The following is an 18388-nucleotide window of genomic DNA, read 5'->3' as shown; positions in this document are numbered from 1 at the left end:
CTCGGGGCGATTGTGCCAACAGGAGCGGCCGCCTGGCGTCAGCGGCGCTGGGTGTGTCCCATCACAGCGCTGCCGAGTCTCCGCCCCGGACCGGACCCACGTTCCTGTTCCGGCAAGAAGGAGTACGCGATGTCCAGTCTGACCGATCTGCAAGGGGGCGTCGACGTCGTGATCGGCGTCGACACCCACGTCCACACCCATTGCGCCGCCGCCGTCGAGACCGGCACCAGCGGTGTTCTCGGCGAGATCCCCGTGGAGGCCACCGCCGAGGGCTACGCCCAGCTGGCGGCTTTCGCCAATGAGCACGCCCGTCTGCGAGCCTGGGCGGCCGAAGGCACCGGCGGACACGAGACGGGGCTGACCCGCTTCTTGGCCGGCGACGAGGAGCTCGTGGTCGAGCTCGACCGGCCCCAACGGGCCCGGCGCCGCCACGGAGCCAAGCCCGACCCGCTGGACGCGATCCGGGCCGCACGCGAGGCACTGGCCCGGACCCGGCTGGGCACCCCGCGCCACGGAGGTGACCGGCAGGCACTGTCAGTGGCGCTGCCGGTTCGCCACGCTGCGGTCGAGGTTGCCGCAGACGCCCAGCGGCAGCTGTTCCGCCTCATCATCGCCGTCCCGGAACCAGTCCGGGCGCGGTTCTCGGGGCGAAAGCTGCCCAGAATGCTCATCACGGCCGCAGCACTGCGAATGCACTTCTCCTGGGACGTGGAGACCACCACGACTGTCACCGTGCTGCGGTCACTGGCCCGACGCGCCCGGAACTCGGCCCAGGAGGCCGCCGAGCACGAGATACCACGCCACCCAAGGCATCCGATGATCGTGCCCACCACGTCGAGGACGACGACCCCGCAGCGCCGGCCCCGATCTGTCTCGCAACCGGACCGACTCGTCACCCATGGAATGCAAGACGCCCCCGTGAGGGCCCGTGCGCTGAACGGGCCGGCTCAAGGCCGAGGCCGCCTGCAGGTGTCGGTGGCGGCTTCACCCGCACGTCCCTCGCCACGATGCGGCGCAGGCCACCGGACACCTCGGCGCCCACGGCCTTGCAGCGCGACCGGAGCCGCAGCCTTGGCCGTCGCCGGAGCGGCATTGCCGAGCTCCCACTGACCCGTCACGGGACTTCCCCTGGCCCGAGCAGCCCACGCCAGCTTGCGAGCGAGAGTCCTGGCCCGCTGACAGCGTGGACCGTCGGAGTGTCTACGGGACCGACCAGGTGTGCACCGGCTCGTTGTCGTCCATGTGCTCGGCGTAGGCCTCCAGCATCCGGCGCAGGGCGGTGGGCCGGTCGGCGCCGTGGCGCTCGAAGTGCTCCACGGCCCGCGTCTGCCACACCGCGCCGTTGACCCCGGAGACGCACCGGCCCTCGATGATCCCCAGGTAGCGCTCGCGCACCTCCGGGGCGACCCCCCACTCCTCGAGGCCCTGGTGGGCCAGCGGGAGGAGGTGGCGCAGCACGAGCTCGTCGGCGCTGACCTCCCCGAAGCCGGGCCAGTAGAACCGGGCCTCGATGCCGTCACGGGCGGCGCGGGCGAAGTTCTCGGCGCAGGCCGGGAAGCTCATCCGCGTCCACACCGGCCGCTCCTGCCGGGCCAGCACGCGCGCGGCGCCGTAGTAGAACGCGGCGTTGGCCATCACGTCGGCGATCGTCGGGCCCGCGGGCAGCACCCGGTTCTCCACCCGCAGGTGCGGACGGCCGCCGACGACGTCGTAGATCGGCCGGTTCCAGCGGTAGACCGTCCCGTTGTGCAACCGCAGCTCCGAGAGGTCCGGCGCGAGCCCGGCCCGCAGCTTCGCGGCCGGGTCCTCCTCGGAGCACTCGGCCAGCAGCGCCGGGAACCACCGGACGTTCTCCTCGAACAGGTCGAAGATCGAGGTGATCCAGCGCTCGCCGAAGAACACCCTCGGGCGCACCCCCTGGTTCTTCAGCTCGATCGGGCGGGTGTCCGTGGCCTGGGCGAACAGCGCGATCCGGGTCTCGGCGTGCAGCCGCCGGCCGTAGAAGAACGGGCTGTTCGCGCCGAGGGCGACCTGCGGGGCGGCCAGCGCCTGGGCGGCGTTCCAGTGCGCGGCGAACTGCGCGGGGGCGACCTGCAGGTGCAGCTGGACGCTGGTGCACGCGGACTCGGGGGCGATCGAGTCGCACCAGGTGTCGATCCGCTCGCCGCCGGGCCCCTCGATCTCGAGGCGGATGTCCTCGCCGCGGGCCACGAAGATGGAGTCGTTGAGCGCCGTGTAGCGGTTGTTGTCGCTGATCCACTCCTGCTCGTAGTGCTCGGGCCGCAGGGTGGGCAGGATGCCGATCGTCACGATCCGCGAGCCGACCCCGCGGGCCGCGGCGTCCGCGGCGTTGAGCGAGGCGCGCAGGTCCTCCTCGAGGTCGAGGGCGGCCCGCCCGGGCAGCGGGCGAGGGGGGACGTTGAGCTCGATGTTGTAGCGCGCCAGCTCGGTCTGGTACCCGGGATCGGCGATCGCGGCGAGGACCTCGTCGTTGTGGAAGTGCGGGTCGAACTGCCCGTCGACGAGGTTGAGCTCGATCTCCAGGCCCGTCATGGGCCGTTCGAACTCGAACGAGGCGCGGGCGAGCATCTGCTCGAACACGTCGAGATCCTCGCGGACCTTCTCCCGGTACCGCTGGCGCTGCTCGCGCGTGTAGCTGCGGGAACTGACCTCTTCGCCCACGGTGGCCTCCGACTCCCGGCCGCGGCGCGGCCCCAGGACACCAACCAACCACACCGCGGCCCGTGCGCCAACACCGGGCCCGCACCGGGCAGGCCGCCGTCCGTGGAGCAGCCCCGGCCGGCGCCGCCCTCAGAGCAGGTCGGTGACGTCGCAGCGCACGTGCACCGGCGGGTGCTTGCGCAGCGCGGAGGCCTTCGACCGGGCGGCCCGCAGGCGCCGGGTGACCTCGCCGGCCACGCCGTAGCCGAAGAACAGCAGCGCCCGGTGCGGCGCCGGCTCCCCCTCCGGTCCGGGCTCGTGGTCCTCCAGGGGCGTGGGCCCGATGACCCGCACGGCGGGCGGCAGCTCGAGGTCGGCCAGGAACGCCGCGACCGCCGCGGCCGGGCCCGTCACGGCCGCCGAGCGCACGGCCGGGGGCAGGCCCAGGAACTGGCGCTCCACGAGCTCGCGCCCGGCGTACCCGGCCGGGTCCCACCGCACGAGCGCGCCCACGGCCGCCTCGTGCTCCGCGGTGACCACGACGATCCCGCCGTCCCGGGCCCGGCGCACCAGCGCGGCCGCGTTGAACCACCGGCGCAGCGTCTGCTCCGCGGCGCGCAGGGCGGGGCGCATGAGCATCTGGTTGCCGTCCAGCAGCAGGGCCGCCGCGTAGCCGCCCTCCGCGACCGGCTCGGCGCCCGGGGTGGCCACGACGAGGGCGGGGGTGCCGGGGACCTCCGCGCGCACCGCGTCGCCCGAGGACGCCACGACCGGCACCTTCGGGAACGCCCGCCCGAGCTCCTCGGCGGTGCGCAGCGCCCCCACGGTGACCAGGCGCATCCGCGGGGACCCGCACGCGGCGCAGGACCAGTTGTGCGCCGAGCGGCCGCACCACCCGCACCGGGGCACCCCGCGCCGGGACACGACCCCGAGGGGACCGTCGCAGGCGGTGCAGCGGGCGGGCTCCCGGCATCGCTCGCACGCGAGGTGCGGGGCGTAGCCGGCGCGGGCGACCTGGACCAGGACGGGGCCCCGCTCGAGGGCCTCGCGGGCGGCGCGGTAGGCGGTCTCCGGCAGCCGGGCCCGGGAGGCCAGCGGGTCCCGGGCGGCGTGGAAGGAGTCGGCGGTGGAGACGACCCGGGGCGTGTGGACGCGCAGCACGTCCCGCGCGGGCGCGATCCGGCGGGCCCACCCGGACACGACGAGCCGCTGGGCCTCGGGGCTGACGGCGTGACCGGCGAACAGGGCCGCGCACCCGCTGCGCCCGGCGCGCAGCAGCAGCACGTCCCGGACGTGCTGGTAGGGGGCGCGCTGCTCCACGAGGTTCTCGTCGCCGTCGTCGAAGCAGGCCACGAGGCCGAGGTCGTCCACGGGGGCGTACGCGGCGGAGCGGGTGCCCAGCACCACCCGGACCTGACCGGTGGCGGCGGCCAGGAACGCCCGGTAGCGGGGCGTGGGGCCGTCCTCGGCGTGCAGGCGCACGAGGTGCTCCCCGCCGATCTCGTCCGCGACCGAGCGCTCGAGCCGGGCCAGCGCCTTCTGGTCCGCGACGACGACGACGGCCCCGCGCCCGGCCCGCCACGCCGCGCCGATCGCGGCGGCCAGGACGTCCGTCCAGTCGTGGGCGGGGTGGGCGGGCAGCACCTCGACGACGGCCCGCGGCGAGGCCCCCGCCGCCAGCTCCGCCAGGAACGCCGGGCCGCCGGCGTAGTCCGCCAGCGCGGCGTCGTGGGAGGGACCCGCGGCGTGCGGGGACAGCCCGGTGGAGTGGCCCGGCGCCTCGGCCAGCCGCTGCTCGACCTCCTTCTCGACGCGGGCGACGCGGGGCGGGACGGCCACCCGGACGACGTCCGCGGCCGTGCCGGCCGAGCGGGCGGCCACGTCCTCGGCCAGCCGCGCGATCTCCGGGGCGAGCACCGGCAGCGGGGACATGACCCGGCGCAGGGGCTGGATCCGGTGCATGACCTCCGAGTCGGCGGTGCGCTCGAGCACGTAGCCCGTCAGCTCCTGGCCGCCGAAGCCGACCTTGACGCGGGCGCCCGGCACCGCCGCCTCGGCCATCTCGGCCGGCACCAGGTAGTCGAACGGGCGGTCGAGGTGCGGCACGTGGGTGTCCAGCAGCACCCGGGCCACGGGGTCCTGCCCGGCGGGCAGCACGGCGCCCACGCCCTTCGCGTCCTCGCGCGGCGGCCGGGGCGGGAAGCCCGAGAGGAGCGACAGCTGCCGCGGGCCCTCCGCAGCGTCCCCGGCACCCTCCGGGTCCACGCTCAGACCCCGGCGGCCGACCGCAGGTCCGCGACGCGGTCGGTGCGCTCCCAGGTGAACTCGGGCTCGGAGCGGCCGAAGTGCCCGTGCGCGGCGGTGCGCGCGTAGATGGGGCGCTTGAGGTCGAGGTCCTCGATGATGGCCAGCGGCCGCAGGTCGAAGACCTCGCGGATGGCGTGCTCGATCCGGGCAGGGTCGACCTTCTCGGTGCGGAAGGTCTCGACGTAGAGACCGACGGGGGCGGCGCGCCCGATCGCGTAGGCAACCTGGACCTCCACGCGGTCGGCCAGGCCGGCCGCCACCACGTTCTTGGCCACCCAGCGCATCGCGTAGGCGGCCGAGCGGTCGACCTTCGAGGGGTCCTTGCCGGAGAACGCCCCCCCGCCGTGGCGGGCCATGCCGCCGTAGGTGTCCACGATGATCTTGCGGCCGGTCAGGCCCGCGTCCCCCACGGGCCCGCCCCGGACGAAGTTGCCGGCCGGGTTGATGATGACCTGGGTGCCGGACAGGTCCAGCCCGGACTCCTCGAGCACGGGGGTGATCACGCTCTGCCGCAGGTCGGAGGCGAGCTGGTCGAGGTCGTAGCCCTCGACGTGCTGGGAGGAGACCACCACGGTGTCCACGGCCACCGGGCGGTCGCCGTCGTAGCCGAGGGTGACCTGGGTCTTGCCGTCGGGGCGCAGACCGGGCAGCACGGCGGTCTTGCGCACGCGGGTGAGCTGCTCGGAGAGGCGGTGGGCGAGGAAGATCGGCGCCGGCATCAGCACCTCGGTCTCGTTGGTGGCGTAGCCGAACATGATGCCCTGGTCCCCGGCCCCCTGGGCGTCGCGGGCGTCGCGGGCAGTGCCCTCGCGGACCTCGAGGGACTGGAACACGCCCTCGTAGATCTCCGGGGACTGCTCCCCGACGCTGATGGACACCCCGCAGAACTCTCCGTCGAAGCCGTGCACCGAGGAGTTGTAGCCGATGTCGAGCAGCGTCTTGCGCACCACGTTGGGGATCTCCACGTAGCCGCGGGTCTTCACCTCGCCGGCGACGTGCACCAGCCCGGTGGTGACCATGGTCTCGACCGCCACGGAGGACTCGGGGTCCTGGCGCAGGAGGTCGTCCAGGATGGAGTCGCTGATCTGGTCGCAGATCTTGTCGGGGTGCCCCTCCGTGACGGACTCGGAGGTGAACAGTCTCAGGTGCTGGGTCGTCTCGCTCACGGGAGACCACACTACCGGGCGCCCCGGACGGCGCAGCGCCGCCCCGGTCCGCGCCCGCCGGCACCGGGCCCCGGCACAGCACCGGGCCCGGCACAGCGCCGGGCGCCGGCTCAGGCGTGGACGCCGGCCAGTTCCTGCGCGATCCGCGCCACGAGCCCGCGGGCCACGTCCGACTTGGAGCCCTCGAGCACCTGCTCGGGGGCTCCGGCGGCGCTGAGCACGGTCAGGACGGTGGTGTCCTGGCCGAACACGAGGTTCTCGCCCACGTGGTTCACGGCCAGCAGGTCGCAGCCCTTGCGCACGAGCTTCCGGCGCCCGAAGGTGAGCGGGTCGGTCTCGGCGTCACCGGTCTCGGCGGCGAAGCCGACGAGGAGCTGGCGGCGGCGGGCGGTGTTGCGCAGGTCCACGAGCTCCTTGAGGACGTCCGGGTTGCGCACCAGCTCGAGCACGGGGTTGGTGCCGTCCTCGGCCTTCTTCATCTTGGCGTCGGCGATCCGGGCCGGGCGGTAGTCGGCCACCGCGGCGGCCATCACCACGACGTCGGCCCGCGCGGCGGCGCGCACGCAGGCCCGGCGCAGCTGCTCGGCGGTGCCGGCGTGCACGACCTCGACGCCGGCGGGCACCGGGGTCTCCAGGTGGGCGGCCACGAGGGTCACCGCCGCGCCGGCGTCCCGGGCGGCGGCGGCGATGGCCACGCCCTGCTTGCCGGAGGAGCGGTTGCCCAGGAACCGGACGGGGTCGAGGGGCTCTCGGGTGCCGCCCGCGCTCACGAGCACCCGGGTGCCGGCCAGCGGGCCACCGGGGGCGTCGCCGCCTCCGGCCAGGCGCAGCGCGGCGTCGCGGACGGCCTCCGGCTCGGGGAGCCGGCCGGGGCCCGAGTCGAGGCCGGTGAGCCGGCCGTCGGCGGGCTCGAGCACGGTGTGCCCGTGGGCGCGCAGCGCCGCGACGTTGGCCTGGACGGCCGGGTTGAGCCACATCTCGGTGTGCATCGCCGGGGCGAACAGCACCGGGGCGCGCGTGGCGAGCAGCGTGGTGGTCAGCAGGTCGTCGGCGTGCCCGTGGGCGGCCCGCGCGAGCAGGTCGGCGGTCGCCGGGGCGACGACGACGAGGTCGGCGGCCTGGCCCTGGTGGACGTGGTTGACCTCGTCCACCCGGTCGAAGACGTCCGTGCTGACCCGTTGGCCCGAGAGCGCCTCCCAGGTGGGGGCGCCCACGAAGCGCAGCGCGGCCTCGGTGGGCACGGGCACCACCGTGTGGCCGCTCTCGGTGAACAGGCGCAGGAGCAGCGCCGCCTTGTACGCGGCGATGCCCCCGCCGATGCCGAGGACGATCCTCATGCCAACGCGCCCCGTGGCAGGGGTGCCGGCCGGCTCACAGGTCCTGGAGGTCCCCGGGCTCGCGCCCCGGCTCCTCCGGAGCGGCATCCGCGGCGTCGCCCGCGCCGTCGGAGGCGTTGTCGGCGGCGATGGCCGCGCCGCTGCCGGGCAGGTCGCCCAGCGGCTCGACCGGGGTCTCGGCGCCGGAGGAGAAGTCCACCGAGGTGCCGCCGGAGAAGGCGGCGTCCGCGGAGAAGTCCACGGCGCTCTCCTCGGTGCCCTGGGCGAAGAAGTCGGCGCCGAAGACGTCGGCAGCGAGGTCGGCCTCCGTGGTGAGCTGGCCGTTCTCGGCGAACCCGGCGTGCTCGACCGGGCGGCCCTCGATGAGACCCTCGTCGATCTCGCGGAAGGAGATCGACAGCGGCTTCTCGTTGAGCTGGGTGTCCACGAGGGGACCGACGTACTCGAACAGGCCCTCGTGCAGCTGCGAGTAGTAGGCATTGATCTGCCGGGCCCGCCGGGCGCCGAAGATCACGAGCCCGTACTTGGAGTCGGATTTCTTCAGCAGGGCGTCGATCGGCGGGTTGATGATGCCTTCGGTGTGGGTAGACAAGCGATTGCTCCAGACGGGGTGGACGGGTCTCAGGATGCCTGCTCGGGGTCGACCCCCATGAGCTGCACGAGTTCTGCGGCGGCGCGCTCGACCCGGTCGTTGATCACGGTGTGGTCGAACTCCGGCTCGGCCGCGAGCTCCAGTTTAGCGGTTTCCAGCCGGACCCGCTGTTCGGCCGCCGTCTCGGTGCCCCGGCCGACGAGCCGGGCGACCATCTCGTCCCAGCTGGGCGGGGCGAGGAACACGAAGTTGGCCTCCGGCATGGTGTTGCGGATCTGGCGGGCGCCCTGCAGGTCGATCTCGAGCAGCACGCTGCGCCCGCGCTCGAGGGCCCGCTCCACGGTGGAGCGCAGCGTGCCGTAGCGGTGCGAGTTGTGCACCACAGCCCACTCGAGCAGCTGGCCGTCGCGGGCCATGGCGTCGAACTCCTCGTCGGAGACGAAGAAGTAGTGGGTGCCGTCCACCTCCCCGGGGCGGGGGTCCCGGGTGGTCGCGGACACGGACAGCCACACCTGCGGGTAGTGGTCCCGGACGTAGGTCGAGACCGTGCCCTTGCCCACGGCGGTGGGTCCGGCGAGCACGGTCAGGGACGGGCGCGCGGCGCGGGGCGCGTCGGGGCTCACGGGCATCCTCCTGGGACTGGGGTGTTTCCTCCAATCTAGCGGATCGTGCCCGGGCCCCTCGCGCCCCGCCCGCGGGCGTCAGCGGTCGAGGTGCTCGATGAGCGCCTTGCGCTGGTGCACGCCGAGCCCGCGCAGCCGCCGGGTGCGGGCGATGCCGATCTCGTCCATGATGGCGGCGGAGCGGACCTTCCCGATGCCGGGGGTGGCCTCGAGCAGGTCCGAGACCTTCAGCCGGCTCACGGCCTCGTCCCGGTCCGCCCGGTCCAGGATCTCGGCGACCGTCATGCGGCGCTCGCGCAGCCCCTTCTTCACGTCGGCGCGCGCCGTCCGTGCCCGGGTGGCCTTCTCCCTCGCGGCGGCTCGCTCCTCGTCGGTCAACGGACGCAGTGCCATGTGGTTCCTCCTCGTCGCCACGGACTGCAGCCCCCGTCCCGCGAGAGGACGGACAGCCCGTTTGCTAAAGAAACTACATGAAGATCGATGCTTCACGGGGCGACACGACCGTGGCGTGACCAGGCGTGTCGTCGCCGGACCACCGGTGGGAGCGTGCGCGCGGACGCACCCGGGGCTCAGCCCAGCGCGTCCGCCAGTTCCCCGGCGGAGCGGCGGACGGCCTCCCGCAGCGCCGCCACGTCCGGCCCCCGGCGCAGGATCGCCCGGCTCGAGGCCGCGAGCACCTGGCCGGCCGCGGCGCCGAACACGGCCGGGAGCTCCTCGGCGCGGGCGCCCTGCGCGCCGTAGCCGGGGGCGAGCAGCGGGCCGCGCACCCCCGTCAGGTCGATGCCGAGCTCGGTCAGGGCGTTGCCGACCGTGGCGCCCACCACGAGCCCGCAGGAGCCCAGTCCGGCCCGGGCGGCGGACGCGCCTGCGGCCGCGGAGAACCGGGTGTTCTCGGCGGCCGCCGCGGCGCACACGGAGCCCGCCACCGACTCCCGGCCCCCGACGTGCTGGACGGAGCGGCCCTCGGGGTTGGAGGTGAGCGCCAGCACGAACGTGCCGCGGCCGGTGCGGGCCGCCAGGTCGAGGGCCGGGCGCAGCGACTCGAAGCCGAGGTAGGGGCTCAGCGTCACCGCGTCCGCCGCGAGCGGGGACCCCTCCCCCATCCACGCGGCCGCGTAGGCCTCCATGGTGGAGCCGATGTCGCCGCGCTTGGCGTCGGCGACCGTCAGCAGGCCCGCCGACCGGGACTGCGCGAGCAGCTCCTCGAGCACCGCGAAGCCGGCGGCGCCGTAGGGCTCGTACAGCGCCACCTGGGGCTTGAGCGCGGCGGCGTGCCCGGCGGCCGCCTCCAGGACCGTCAGTGTGAACCGGCGCAGGCCCTCCGCGGAGCGGGGCAGGCCCCACGCGTCCAGCAGGACCGGGTGCGGGTCGATGCCCACGCACAGCGGCCCGTGCTCGTCCATCGCCGCGCCCAGCCGCGCGCCGAAGGGCGCGCGGCCGGGCACGGGGGGCACCGGGGCGGGGACCTCAGGCACGCACGGCCTCGGGCTCGTCGGCGCGCAGGAGGGCCTCGAGGCGCTGCTCGTGCTCCTGCAGGCTCGTCACGTCCCACGAGTAGGCGCGCAGCGCGGTCACGGCCTGCAGGGCGGCGCCCAGCACGGAGACCGTGGTCATCAGGGGCACCCCCACGCTGGTGGCCGCGGCACGGATCTCGTAGCCGTCGCCGCGGGCGGCGCCGCCGGCCGGGGTGTTGAAGATCAGGTCGATCTCCCCGTCGGCGATGAGGTCCACGATGGTCCGCTCGCCGGGGGCCGTCTCGCGGATCTTGCGGACCACGGTGGACTCGATGCCGTTGCGGCGCAGGACGTCGGCGGTGCCGCCGGTGGCGAGGATCTCGAAGCCGAGGTCGCGGAACATCCGCACGTAGGCGATCGAGGAGCGCTTGTCCTTGTTGGCGACCGAGACGAACATCCGCCCGGACGTGGGCAGGGAGACGTTCGCCGCGGCCTGGGCCTTGGCGAAGGCGGTGTCGAAGTACTTGTCCAGGCCCATGACCTCGCCGGTGGAGCGCATCTCCGGGCCGAGCAGCGAGTCGACCACGGCGCCCTCAGCGGTGCGGAACCGCGCGAAGGGCAGGACGGCCTCCTTGACGGCCACGGGGGCCGAGGCGGGCAGCGTGGACCCGTCGATCCGCTGGGGCAGGTGGCCCTGGGCCCGCAGCCGGGCGATGGTCGTGCCGGTTCCGATGAGGGCGGCGGCCTTGGCCAGCTGCACGCCCGTGGCCTTGGAGACGAACGGCACGGTGCGGGAGGCCCGCGGGTTCGCCTCGATGACGTAGAGGATGTCGGAGGCCACGGCGAACTGGATGTTGATGAGCCCGCACACGCCCACGCCCCGGGCGATGGCCAGGGTCGCCTCGCGCACGCGCTCGACCACGTCCGGGCCGAGGGTGATGGAGGGCAGGGTGCACGCGGAGTCCCCGGAGTGGATGCCGGCCTCCTCGAGGTGCTCCATGACCCCGCCCACGTAGAGGTCCGTCCCGTCGTAGAGGGCGTCCACGTCGATCTCGATGGCGTCCTCGAGGAACTTGTCGATCAGCGCGGGCCGGGAGGCGGAGACCTCGGTGGCGTTCTGCAGGTAGCGGGCCAGGGACGGCTCGTCGTAGACGATCTCCATGCCGCGGCCGCCGAGCACGTACGAGGGGCGCACGAGCACCGGGTAGCCGATGTCGTCCGCGATCCGCTTGGCGTCCTGGAAGGTGGACGCCGTGCCGTTCTTCGGCTGGCGCAGACCGGCCTCGGCGAGCACGCGGGCGAACTCCCCCCGGTCCTCGGCGAGGTCGATGGCCTCGGGGGTGGTGCCGAGGATCGGCACGCCGGCGGCCTTGAGCTGGGCGGCGAGCTTGAGCGGGGTCTGCCCGCCCAGCTGCACGAACACGCCGAGCAGCCCGCCGGTGCGCCGCTCGACCTCGACGACCTCCATGACGTCCTCGAAGGTCAGGGGCTCGAAGTACAGCCGCGTGGAGACGTCGTAGTCGGTGGAGACGGTCTCCGGGTTGCAGTTGACCATGACGGTCTCGTGCCCGGCCTCGCGCAGCACCATGGACGCGTGCACGCACGAGTAGTCGAACTCGATGCCCTGCCCGATCCGGTTCGGGCCCGAGCCGAGGATCATGATCGAGGGGCGCTCGTGCCGGCCGACCTCGCTCTCCTCGTCGTAGGAGGAGTAGTGGTACGGGGTGAACGCCTCGAACTCCGCCGCGCAGGTGTCGACGGTCTTGAACACGGGACGGAGGCCCAGCGCGTGGCGCACGCCGCGGACCACGTCCTCGGGCAGGTGGGCGAGCTCGCCGATCTGCGCGTCGGAGAAGCCGTGCCGCTTGGCCAGGCGCAGGGTGCGGACCGTGAGGTCGGCGTCCTGGCGCACGACGTCCGCGACCTCGTTGAGCAGCACCAGCTGGTCGAGGAACCAGGGGTCGATGCCCGTGGCCTCGTACAGCCGCTCCACGGACGCACCGGCCAGCAGGGCCTGCTGGACCTGCTGGATCCGCTCCGTGGTGGGCGTGCGGGTGGCGTCGACGAGTCGCGCGAGCGCGTCGTCGTCGAGCTCGGGGCGCGCGAAGGAGAAGCTGGAGCCCTTCTGCTCGAGGGAGCGCATGGCCTTCTGCAGCGCCTCGGTGAAGTTGCGCCCGATCGCCATGGCCTCGCCGACCGACTTCATGGTGGTGGTGAGCGTGGGGTCCGCGGCCGGGAACTTCTCGAACGCGAAGCGCGGGATCTTCACGACGACGTAGTCCAGCGTCGGCTCGAAGGAGGCGGGGGTCTTGCGGGTGATGTCGTTGGGGATCTCGTCGAGCGTGTAGCCCAGCGACAGCTTCGTGGCGATCTTGGCGATCGGGAAGCCGGTGGCCTTCGAGGCGAGGGCCGAGGAGCGGGAGACGCGCGGGTTCATCTCGATGACGACGACGCGGCCGGTGTCCGGCTCGATCGCGAACTGGATGTTGCACCCGCCGGTGTCGACGCCGACCTCGCGGATCACGGCGATCGCGATGTCCCGCAGGTTCTGGTACTCGCGGTCGGTCAGCGTCATGGCCGGGGCCACGGTGATCGAGTCCCCGGTGTGCACGCCCACGGGGTCGAAGTTCTCGATGGAGCACACGACCACGACGTTGTCGTGCTTGTCGCGCATCATCTCCAGCTCGTACTCCTTCCAGCCGAGGATGGACTCCTCGAGGAGCACCTCGGAGGTGGGGCTGTACTGGATGCCGGCGCCGGCGATGCGGTGCAGGTCCTCCTCGTCGTAGGCCATGCCCGAGCCGAGGCCGCCCATCGTGAAGGACGGGCGCACCACCATGGGGTAGCCGAGCTCCTCGGCGGCGGCCAGGGCCTCCGGCATGGAGTGCACGACGACGGACCGGGCGGACTCGGCGCCGCAGCGCTCCACCACGCCCTTGAACTTCTCGCGGTCCTCGCCGAGGTTGATGGCCTCGACGTTGGCGCCGATCAGCTCGACCCCGTACTTCTCGAGCACGCCGTTGGCGTCGAGGGCGATCGCCGTGTTGAGCGCGGTCTGCCCGCCCAGGGTCGGCAGCAGGGCGTCGGGCCGCTCCTTGGCGATGATCTTCTCCACCACCTCGGGGGTGATGGGCTCCACGTAGGTCGCGTCGGCGAACTCGGGGTCGGTCATGATGGTCGCCGGGTTGGAGTTCACGAGGATGACCCGCAGGCCCTCCTCCTGGAGCACCCGGAGGGCCTGCGTGCCCGAGTAGTCGAATTCCGCGGCCTGTCCGATGACGATCGGCCCGGAGCCGATGACCAGAACGCTGGTGAGATCTGTCCTGCGCGGCATGTCAGTTCTGCCCTTCTTCCTGTGCGTCCTGCGCGCCCTGGGCGCCGCCGGGGACGGCGTTGTCGATGGTCGGGTCGGCGCGGCCGTCCCGGTGGCTGTCCATCAGCTCGATGAACCGGCCGAAGAGGTAGGAGGCGTCGTGCGGGCCGGCGGCGGCCTCCGGGTGGTACTGCACCGAGAACGCGGGCAGGTCGAGGCAGTTGAGGCCCTCCACCACGTCGTCGTTGAGGCACACGTGGCTGACCTCGACGCGACCGAACTCGTCCAGGGGCGCCTCGACCGGGCCGTCCAGGGGCGCGTCGACGGCGAAGCCGTGGTTGTGGGCGGTGATCTCCACGCGCCCGGTCCTGCGGTCGAGCACCGGCTGGTTGATCCCCCGGTGGCCGAAGACGAGCTTGTAGGTGCCGAAGCCCAGGGCCCGGCCCAGCAGCTGGTTGCCGAAGCAGATGCCGAAGAACGGGATGCCGGCACGCAGCACCTCCCGCAGCGTCTCGACCTGCCGCTCGGCGGTCGCGGGGTCGCCGGGGCCGTTGGAGAAGAACACCCCGCGCGGGGCCAGGGCGCGGATCTGCTCGAATCCGGTGTCGGCGGGCACCACGTGCACGCGCACCCCGCGCTCGGCGAAGCGGTGGGGCGTCATCGACTTGATGCCGAGATCGACCGCCACGAGCTCGTGCAGCACCTCGCCGGTCCAGCCGTGCTCGGCGGGCTCGACGACGTAGGCCTCCGGCACGGAGACCGTCTCGGCGAGCCGGCGCCCCTCCATCCGCTCGGCGGCGCCGACCTCGGCCACGAGCTCGGCGTCGGGGCGCAGCGCGGCGTCCCCGGAGAAGATCCCGCCGCGCATCGCGCCGCGGTCCCGCAGGTGGCGGGTGACGGCCCGGGTGTCGACGTCCTGGATGCCGACGACGCCCTGCGCGGCCAGCTGCTCGTCGAGGGACCCCTCGGAGCGCCAGTTGGACGGGCGGCGGGCGGCGTCGCGCACGACGTAGCCGGACACCCAAATCCGCCGGGACTCGGCGTCGGCGGCGTTGACGCCGGTGTTGCCGATGTGCGGGGCGGTCTGCACGACGAGCTGGCCGGCGTAGGACGGGTCGGTGATGGTCTCCTGGTAGCCGGTCATGCCGGTGGAGAACACGGCTTCGCCGAGGGCGGTGCCGAGCGCGCCGTAGGCGCGGCCGCGGAAGACGCGGCCGTCCTCCAGCACGAGCACGGCGGGGTCAGTGGTGATCGAGCTCAAGGTCGTCCTCACGTTCGGGTCTGTGGGTCGGGAAGGCGGGCGGCGGCGGGGCGCCGCCGGGGGTCAGGAGTGCGGTGCTGGGGCGATCGCCTCCACGGCGGCGAGGAGGCGCTGCTTGTCCTCGGCCCGCTGGGTGCGGAAGCCGGTGTCCACCACGGTGGAGCCCAGCTTCCAGGTGAGCACGGCGAGCCCGTCCTTCTCCACGAACTTGCCGACCATGCCGGAGCTGGTGCCCACGGCCACGACGTCCGCGGCGGGCACGAACAGGGCCGGGGCGCCCTGCCGGTCGATCAGCACGCCGTCGTCGAGGACCAGGACCGTCGCGCGGGCGCGGACGCCGAGCCCGTGTGCGGCGATCCGCTCGAGGGGGGCGCCGGTCTCCGTGGTGCTCACGTACATGCCCGGCACGACGAGCCGCGGCTCGCGCTCCTCGATCCCCGCGGGCGGCGCGGCCGGCGCGGCGATCCCGGCCTGGCGCCGCACGCGCGTGGTCCAGCCTCGGCGGAGCAGGGCGAAGAGCACGGCGAGGATGAGGACCGTGACGAGCACGGTGGTGAGCTGGTCCATGGGACGGGGGCCTCCGGGCGGTGGAAGGGGTCGGCGCGGTCAGGCGGCAGAGGTCGGGACGGGGGTGCTGAGCGCCCCGTCGAGGACGGTGGGGTGGCCGCGGAAGAAGGTGGCGCGGACCGCACCGGGCAGCTCCATGCCGCGGTAGGGGCTGTTGCGGCCCTTGGACGCGTGCCCGGCGGGGTCCACCACGGTGGTCGCGGCCGGGTCCCACAGGGTGATGTTCGCGGGCTCGCCCTCCTCGAGCGGCCGGCCCTGGCCGGCGAGGCGCCCGATCCGGGCAGGGGTCGCCGAGGTGATCCGGGCGACGTCGCGCCAGGTGAGGAGGCCGGTGTCGACGAGGCTCAGCTGGACCACGGACAGCGCGGTCTCGAGCCCGGTCATCCCGTTGGCCGCGCAGGACCACTCGCACTCCTTGTCCTCGGCCGGGTGCGGGGCGTGGTCGGTGCCGATCACGTCGATGGTGCCGTCGGCCACGGCCTCGCGCAGGGCGTGCACGTCCTCGTCCGTGCGCAGCGGCGGGTTGACCTTGAACACCGGGTCGAAGCTGCGGACCCGCTCGTCGGTGAGCAGCAGGTGGTGCGGGGTGGCCTCGGCGGTGACGTCGATGCCGCGCTGCTTGGCCCAGCGGACGATGTCCACGGAGCCCCTGGTGGAGAGGTGGCAGATGTGCACGCGGGAGCCGACGTGCTCGGCCAGCAGCACGTCGCGGGCGATGATGGCCTCCTCCGCGACGGCGGGCCAGCCCGTCAGCCCGAGCTCGGCGGACACGGAGCCCTCGTTCATCTGGGCGCCCTCCGTCAGCCGGGGCTCCTGGGCGTGCTGGGCCACGACGCCGTCGAAGCCCTTGACGTACTCCAGCGCCCGGCGCATGAGCACGGGGTCGTGCACGCACATGCCGTCGTCGGAGAACATCCGCACCCCGGCGCGGGACTCGGCCATCGCCATGATCTCGGACAGCCGCTCCCCCTTCAGGCCCACGGTCACGGCACCCACGGGACGGACCTCGACCCAGCCCGCGGAGCGGCCCAGCTCGTGGACCTGCTCCACGACACCGGCCGTGTCCGCCACGGGATCCGAGTTGGCCATCGCGAAGACCGCGGTGTAGCCGCCGAGCGCGGCCGCCCGGGTGCCGGTCTCGACCGTCTCGGCGTCCTCGCGGCCCGGCTCGCGCAGGTGGGTGTGGATGTCCACGAGCCCGGGCAGGGCCACGAGCCCGGCGGCGTCCACGACCTGGGCGTTGCCCGCGGCCGCGGCGAGGTCGGGGCCGATGCGCCGGATGACGCCCTCCTCGACGAGGATGTCGGCGGTCTGCTCGCCGAGCAGCTGGGCGCCCTGGATGAGGTACGAGGTCACGTGGGTTCAGCGCTCCTGGGGATGCGGGGTGGAGGTGGGGTCGAGGTCGTCGCCGGACAGCAGCAGGTAGAGCACCGACATCCGCACGGAGACGCCGTTGCGCACCTGGTCCAGGACCGTGGAGCGCGGGGAGTCCGCGGCGGCCGAGGAGATCTCCAGGCCGCGGTTCATGGGTCCCGGGTGCATGATCGCGGTGCTCGCCCCGGCGGCGTCGAGGGCGGCGACCCGCTCCGGGGTCAGCCCCCACTCCCGGGCGTACTCCTGGGCGGTCGGGAAGAACGCGGCGTGCATCCGCTCCCGCTGCACGCGCAGCATCATCACGGCGTCCGGGGCGGGGTCGAGCGCCTCGTCGAGGGAGAAGACCACCCGGCACGGCCAGTCCGCGATGCCGACGGGCAGCAGTGTGGGCGGGGCCACGAACGTGACCCGGGCGCCCAGGGTGGTGAACAGCCACAGGTCGGAGCGGGCCACCCGGGAGTGCAGGACGTCGCCGACGATCACCACGTGCAGGCCCTCGAGGTCGAGCCCGCGGGTGCTCTCCCGGCCCTCGGTGCGGGCGCGGTGCTGGCGCAGGGTCATGGCGTCGAGCAGGGCCTGGGTGGGGTGCTCGTGGGTGCCGTCGCCGGCGTTGACCACGGCGGCGTCGATCCAGTCGGACTCGGCGAGCTGCTGCGGGGAGCCGGAGGCCGAGTGCCGGATCACCACGGCGTCGGCGCTCATCGCGGCGAGGGTCTGTGCGGTGTCCTTGAGGGACTCGCCCTTGGAGACCGAGGAGCCCTTGGCGGAGAAGTTCAGGACGTCCGCGGACAGGCGCTTGGCGGCCGTCTCGAAGGAGATGCGGGTGCGGGTCGAGTCCTCGAAGAAGAGGTTGACCACGGTGCGGCCCCGCAGGGCGGGGAGCTTCTTGACGGATCGCTGGCCCACGGCGGCCATCTGGTCCGCGGTGTCCAGGACCGTCAGGGCGGCGTCGTAGGAGAGGTCCTTCGTGGACAGCAGGTGCCTCATGCGCCGGCTCCGGGCGCGGTGGTCTCGATGACCACGCAGTCGGCGTTCTCTTCCGCGCGCGGCTCGGGGTCGGTCTCGGCCAGGCGGACCCGGACCTTCTCCTGGGAGGACGTGGGCAGGTTCTTGCCCACGTGGTCGGCGCGGATGGGCAGCTCCCGGTGGCCGCGGTCGACGAGGACGGCGAGGCGGACCACGCGGGGGCGACCGACGTCCACGAGGGCGTCGAGGGCGGCGCGCACGGTGCGCCCCGAGTACAGCACGTCGTCGACGAGGACCACGGTGCGCCCGTCGATGCCCTGCACGGGGATGCGGGTCGGCTGCGGGGCGCGGGCGGGGTTCTTGCGCAGGTCGTCGCGGAACATGGTGACGTCGAGCTGGCCGAGGCTCGCGGCGGCGTCGAAGCCGGAGTCGGTCGCGGCGATCTTGGCGGCTATCCGCTGGGCCAGCGGATAGCCGCGGCGCGGGATGCCGAGCAGGACGAGGTCCGAGCTGCCCTTGTTGGCCTCGAGGATCTCGTGGGCGATGCGCGTCAGCGCGCGGTCGATGTCGGCTGCCGAGAGGATGACGCGCGCGGCCGCGGGTCCCGTCGAGGGACCGGCCGTGGTGGTGTCGTCAGTCATGGGTGCCGCCTCCTTCCCCGCCTCACAGGACGGACTTAAAGGTTGCTTGCTCGCCCCAAACTAGCACAGCGGCCCTCCCGCCCCGGGTCGGAAGTGACCTCCGTCTCGACCGGCGACCCCGGCCGG

14 protein-coding genes and 1 pseudogene are annotated in these 18388 nt (G+C 73.7%); 1 reads left to right on the top strand and 14 read right to left on the bottom strand.

The window, feature by feature from the left end; all coding sequences use genetic code 11:
• The first annotated feature begins 129 nt into the window (after nucleotides 1–129).
• Entirely contained in the window at nucleotides 130–1110 is a 981-nt protein-coding gene (locus tag ACFYE3_RS04415; RefSeq protein WP_387606404.1) for a hypothetical protein, read from the top strand.
• 90 nt (nucleotides 1111–1200) lie between these two features.
• Here the strand turns inward: ACFYE3_RS04415 and ACFYE3_RS04410 are convergent, their stop codons facing one another.
• The 14 genes and pseudogenes from ACFYE3_RS04410 to pyrR all read right to left on the bottom strand — a co-directional run bounded on the left by ACFYE3_RS04410 (nucleotide 1201) and on the right by pyrR (nucleotide 18262).
• A complete protein-coding gene (locus ACFYE3_RS04410; protein ID WP_387606402.1) occupies nucleotides 1201–2682 on the bottom strand; it encodes a glutamate--cysteine ligase in 1482 nt (493 codons plus the stop codon).
• Between the two features lie 129 nt (nucleotides 2683–2811).
• The gene (locus tag ACFYE3_RS04405; RefSeq protein WP_387606400.1) at nucleotides 2812–4926 is read right to left on the bottom strand and encodes a primosomal protein N' family DNA-binding protein; all 2115 of its coding nucleotides are present in this window, start codon (nucleotides 4924–4926) and stop codon (nucleotides 2812–2814) included.
• 2 nt (nucleotides 4927–4928) lie between these two features.
• Nucleotides 4929–6134: a methionine adenosyltransferase gene (gene metK, locus ACFYE3_RS04400; RefSeq protein WP_387606398.1), complete on the bottom strand. Its 1206-nt coding sequence runs from the start codon at nucleotides 6132–6134 to the stop codon at nucleotides 4929–4931.
• Between the two features lie 110 nt (nucleotides 6135–6244).
• On the bottom strand, nucleotides 6245–7471 hold the full coding sequence (coaBC, locus tag ACFYE3_RS04395; protein ID WP_387606397.1) for a bifunctional phosphopantothenoylcysteine decarboxylase/phosphopantothenate--cysteine ligase CoaBC: 1227 nt from the start codon (nucleotides 7469–7471) through the stop codon (nucleotides 6245–6247).
• Nucleotides 7472–7808: 337 nt separating this feature from the next.
• Nucleotides 7809–8063, bottom strand: a pseudogene (gene rpoZ / locus ACFYE3_RS04390) (DNA-directed RNA polymerase subunit omega); the annotation flags it as partial.
• A gap of 29 nt (nucleotides 8064–8092) precedes the next feature.
• Nucleotides 8093–8692, bottom strand: a complete 600-nt coding sequence (gmk, locus tag ACFYE3_RS04385; protein WP_368831439.1) for a guanylate kinase — start codon at nucleotides 8690–8692, stop codon at nucleotides 8093–8095.
• Between the two features lie 72 nt (nucleotides 8693–8764).
• On the bottom strand, nucleotides 8765–9079 hold the full coding sequence (gene mihF, locus ACFYE3_RS04380; protein WP_298585835.1) for an integration host factor, actinobacterial type: 315 nt from the start codon (nucleotides 9077–9079) through the stop codon (nucleotides 8765–8767).
• A 176-nt stretch (nucleotides 9080–9255) separates the two neighbouring features.
• Complete coding sequence (pyrF, locus tag ACFYE3_RS04375; protein ID WP_387606394.1) at nucleotides 9256–10161, bottom strand: orotidine-5'-phosphate decarboxylase; 906 nt, start codon at nucleotides 10159–10161, stop codon at nucleotides 9256–9258.
• A complete protein-coding gene (carB, locus tag ACFYE3_RS04370) occupies nucleotides 10154–13474 on the bottom strand; it encodes a carbamoyl-phosphate synthase large subunit (RefSeq protein WP_387606391.1) in 3321 nt (1106 codons plus the stop codon). Before carB ends, pyrF begins: the two co-directional genes overlap by 8 nt.
• A gap of 1 nt (nucleotide 13475) precedes the next feature.
• Entirely contained in the window at nucleotides 13476–14714 is a 1239-nt protein-coding gene (gene carA / locus ACFYE3_RS04365) for a glutamine-hydrolyzing carbamoyl-phosphate synthase small subunit (protein ID WP_387606389.1), read from the bottom strand.
• 63 nt (nucleotides 14715–14777) lie between these two features.
• Nucleotides 14778–15281 (bottom strand): PH-like domain-containing protein, encoded by a 504-nt coding sequence (locus ACFYE3_RS04360; RefSeq protein ID WP_387606386.1) that lies wholly within the window; start codon nucleotides 15279–15281, stop codon nucleotides 14778–14780.
• A 39-nt stretch (nucleotides 15282–15320) separates the two neighbouring features.
• Nucleotides 15321–16637: a dihydroorotase gene (locus ACFYE3_RS04355; RefSeq protein WP_387606384.1), complete on the bottom strand. Its 1317-nt coding sequence runs from the start codon at nucleotides 16635–16637 to the stop codon at nucleotides 15321–15323.
• 6 nt (nucleotides 16638–16643) lie between these two features.
• A complete protein-coding gene (locus tag ACFYE3_RS04350; RefSeq protein WP_387606381.1) occupies nucleotides 16644–17642 on the bottom strand; it encodes an aspartate carbamoyltransferase catalytic subunit in 999 nt (332 codons plus the stop codon).
• Nucleotides 17639–18262 (bottom strand): bifunctional pyr operon transcriptional regulator/uracil phosphoribosyltransferase PyrR, encoded by a 624-nt coding sequence (pyrR, locus tag ACFYE3_RS04345; protein WP_387606378.1) that lies wholly within the window; start codon nucleotides 18260–18262, stop codon nucleotides 17639–17641. Before pyrR ends, ACFYE3_RS04350 begins: the two co-directional genes overlap by 4 nt.
• Nucleotides 18263–18388 lie beyond the last annotated feature (126 nt).

It is taken from the genome of Kocuria arenosa (genome assembly GCF_042879215.1).
GTDB classification, from domain to species: domain Bacteria; phylum Actinomycetota; class Actinomycetes; order Actinomycetales; family Micrococcaceae; genus Kocuria; species Kocuria arenosa.
The sequence above is the reverse complement of the archived record's forward strand: the minus strand, read 5'-3'. Positions and strand labels throughout refer to the sequence as shown.

Excerpts from the sequence above, each read along its gene's own strand:
- ACFYE3_RS04415 (WP_387606404.1), top strand. The coding sequence starts at position 130 with ATGTCCAGTCTGACCGATCTGCAAGGGGGCGTCGACGTCGTGATCGGC.
- coaBC (WP_387606397.1), bottom strand. The coding sequence starts at position 7,471 with ATGAGGATCGTCCTCGGCATCGGCGGGGGCATCGCCGCGTACAAGGCG.
- gmk (WP_368831439.1), bottom strand. The coding sequence starts at position 8,692 with ATGCCCGTGAGCCCCGACGCGCCCCGCGCCGCGCGCCCGTCCCTGACC.
- mihF (WP_298585835.1), bottom strand. The coding sequence starts at position 9,079 with ATGGCACTGCGTCCGTTGACCGACGAGGAGCGAGCCGCCGCGAGGGAG.
- carB (WP_387606391.1), bottom strand. The coding sequence starts at position 13,474 with ATGCCGCGCAGGACAGATCTCACCAGCGTTCTGGTCATCGGCTCCGGG.
- ACFYE3_RS04360 (WP_387606386.1), bottom strand. The coding sequence starts at position 15,281 with ATGGACCAGCTCACCACCGTGCTCGTCACGGTCCTCATCCTCGCCGTG.
- ACFYE3_RS04350 (WP_387606381.1), bottom strand. The coding sequence starts at position 17,642 with ATGAGGCACCTGCTGTCCACGAAGGACCTCTCCTACGACGCCGCCCTG.
- pyrR (WP_387606378.1), bottom strand. The coding sequence starts at position 18,262 with ATGACTGACGACACCACCACGGCCGGTCCCTCGACGGGACCCGCGGCC.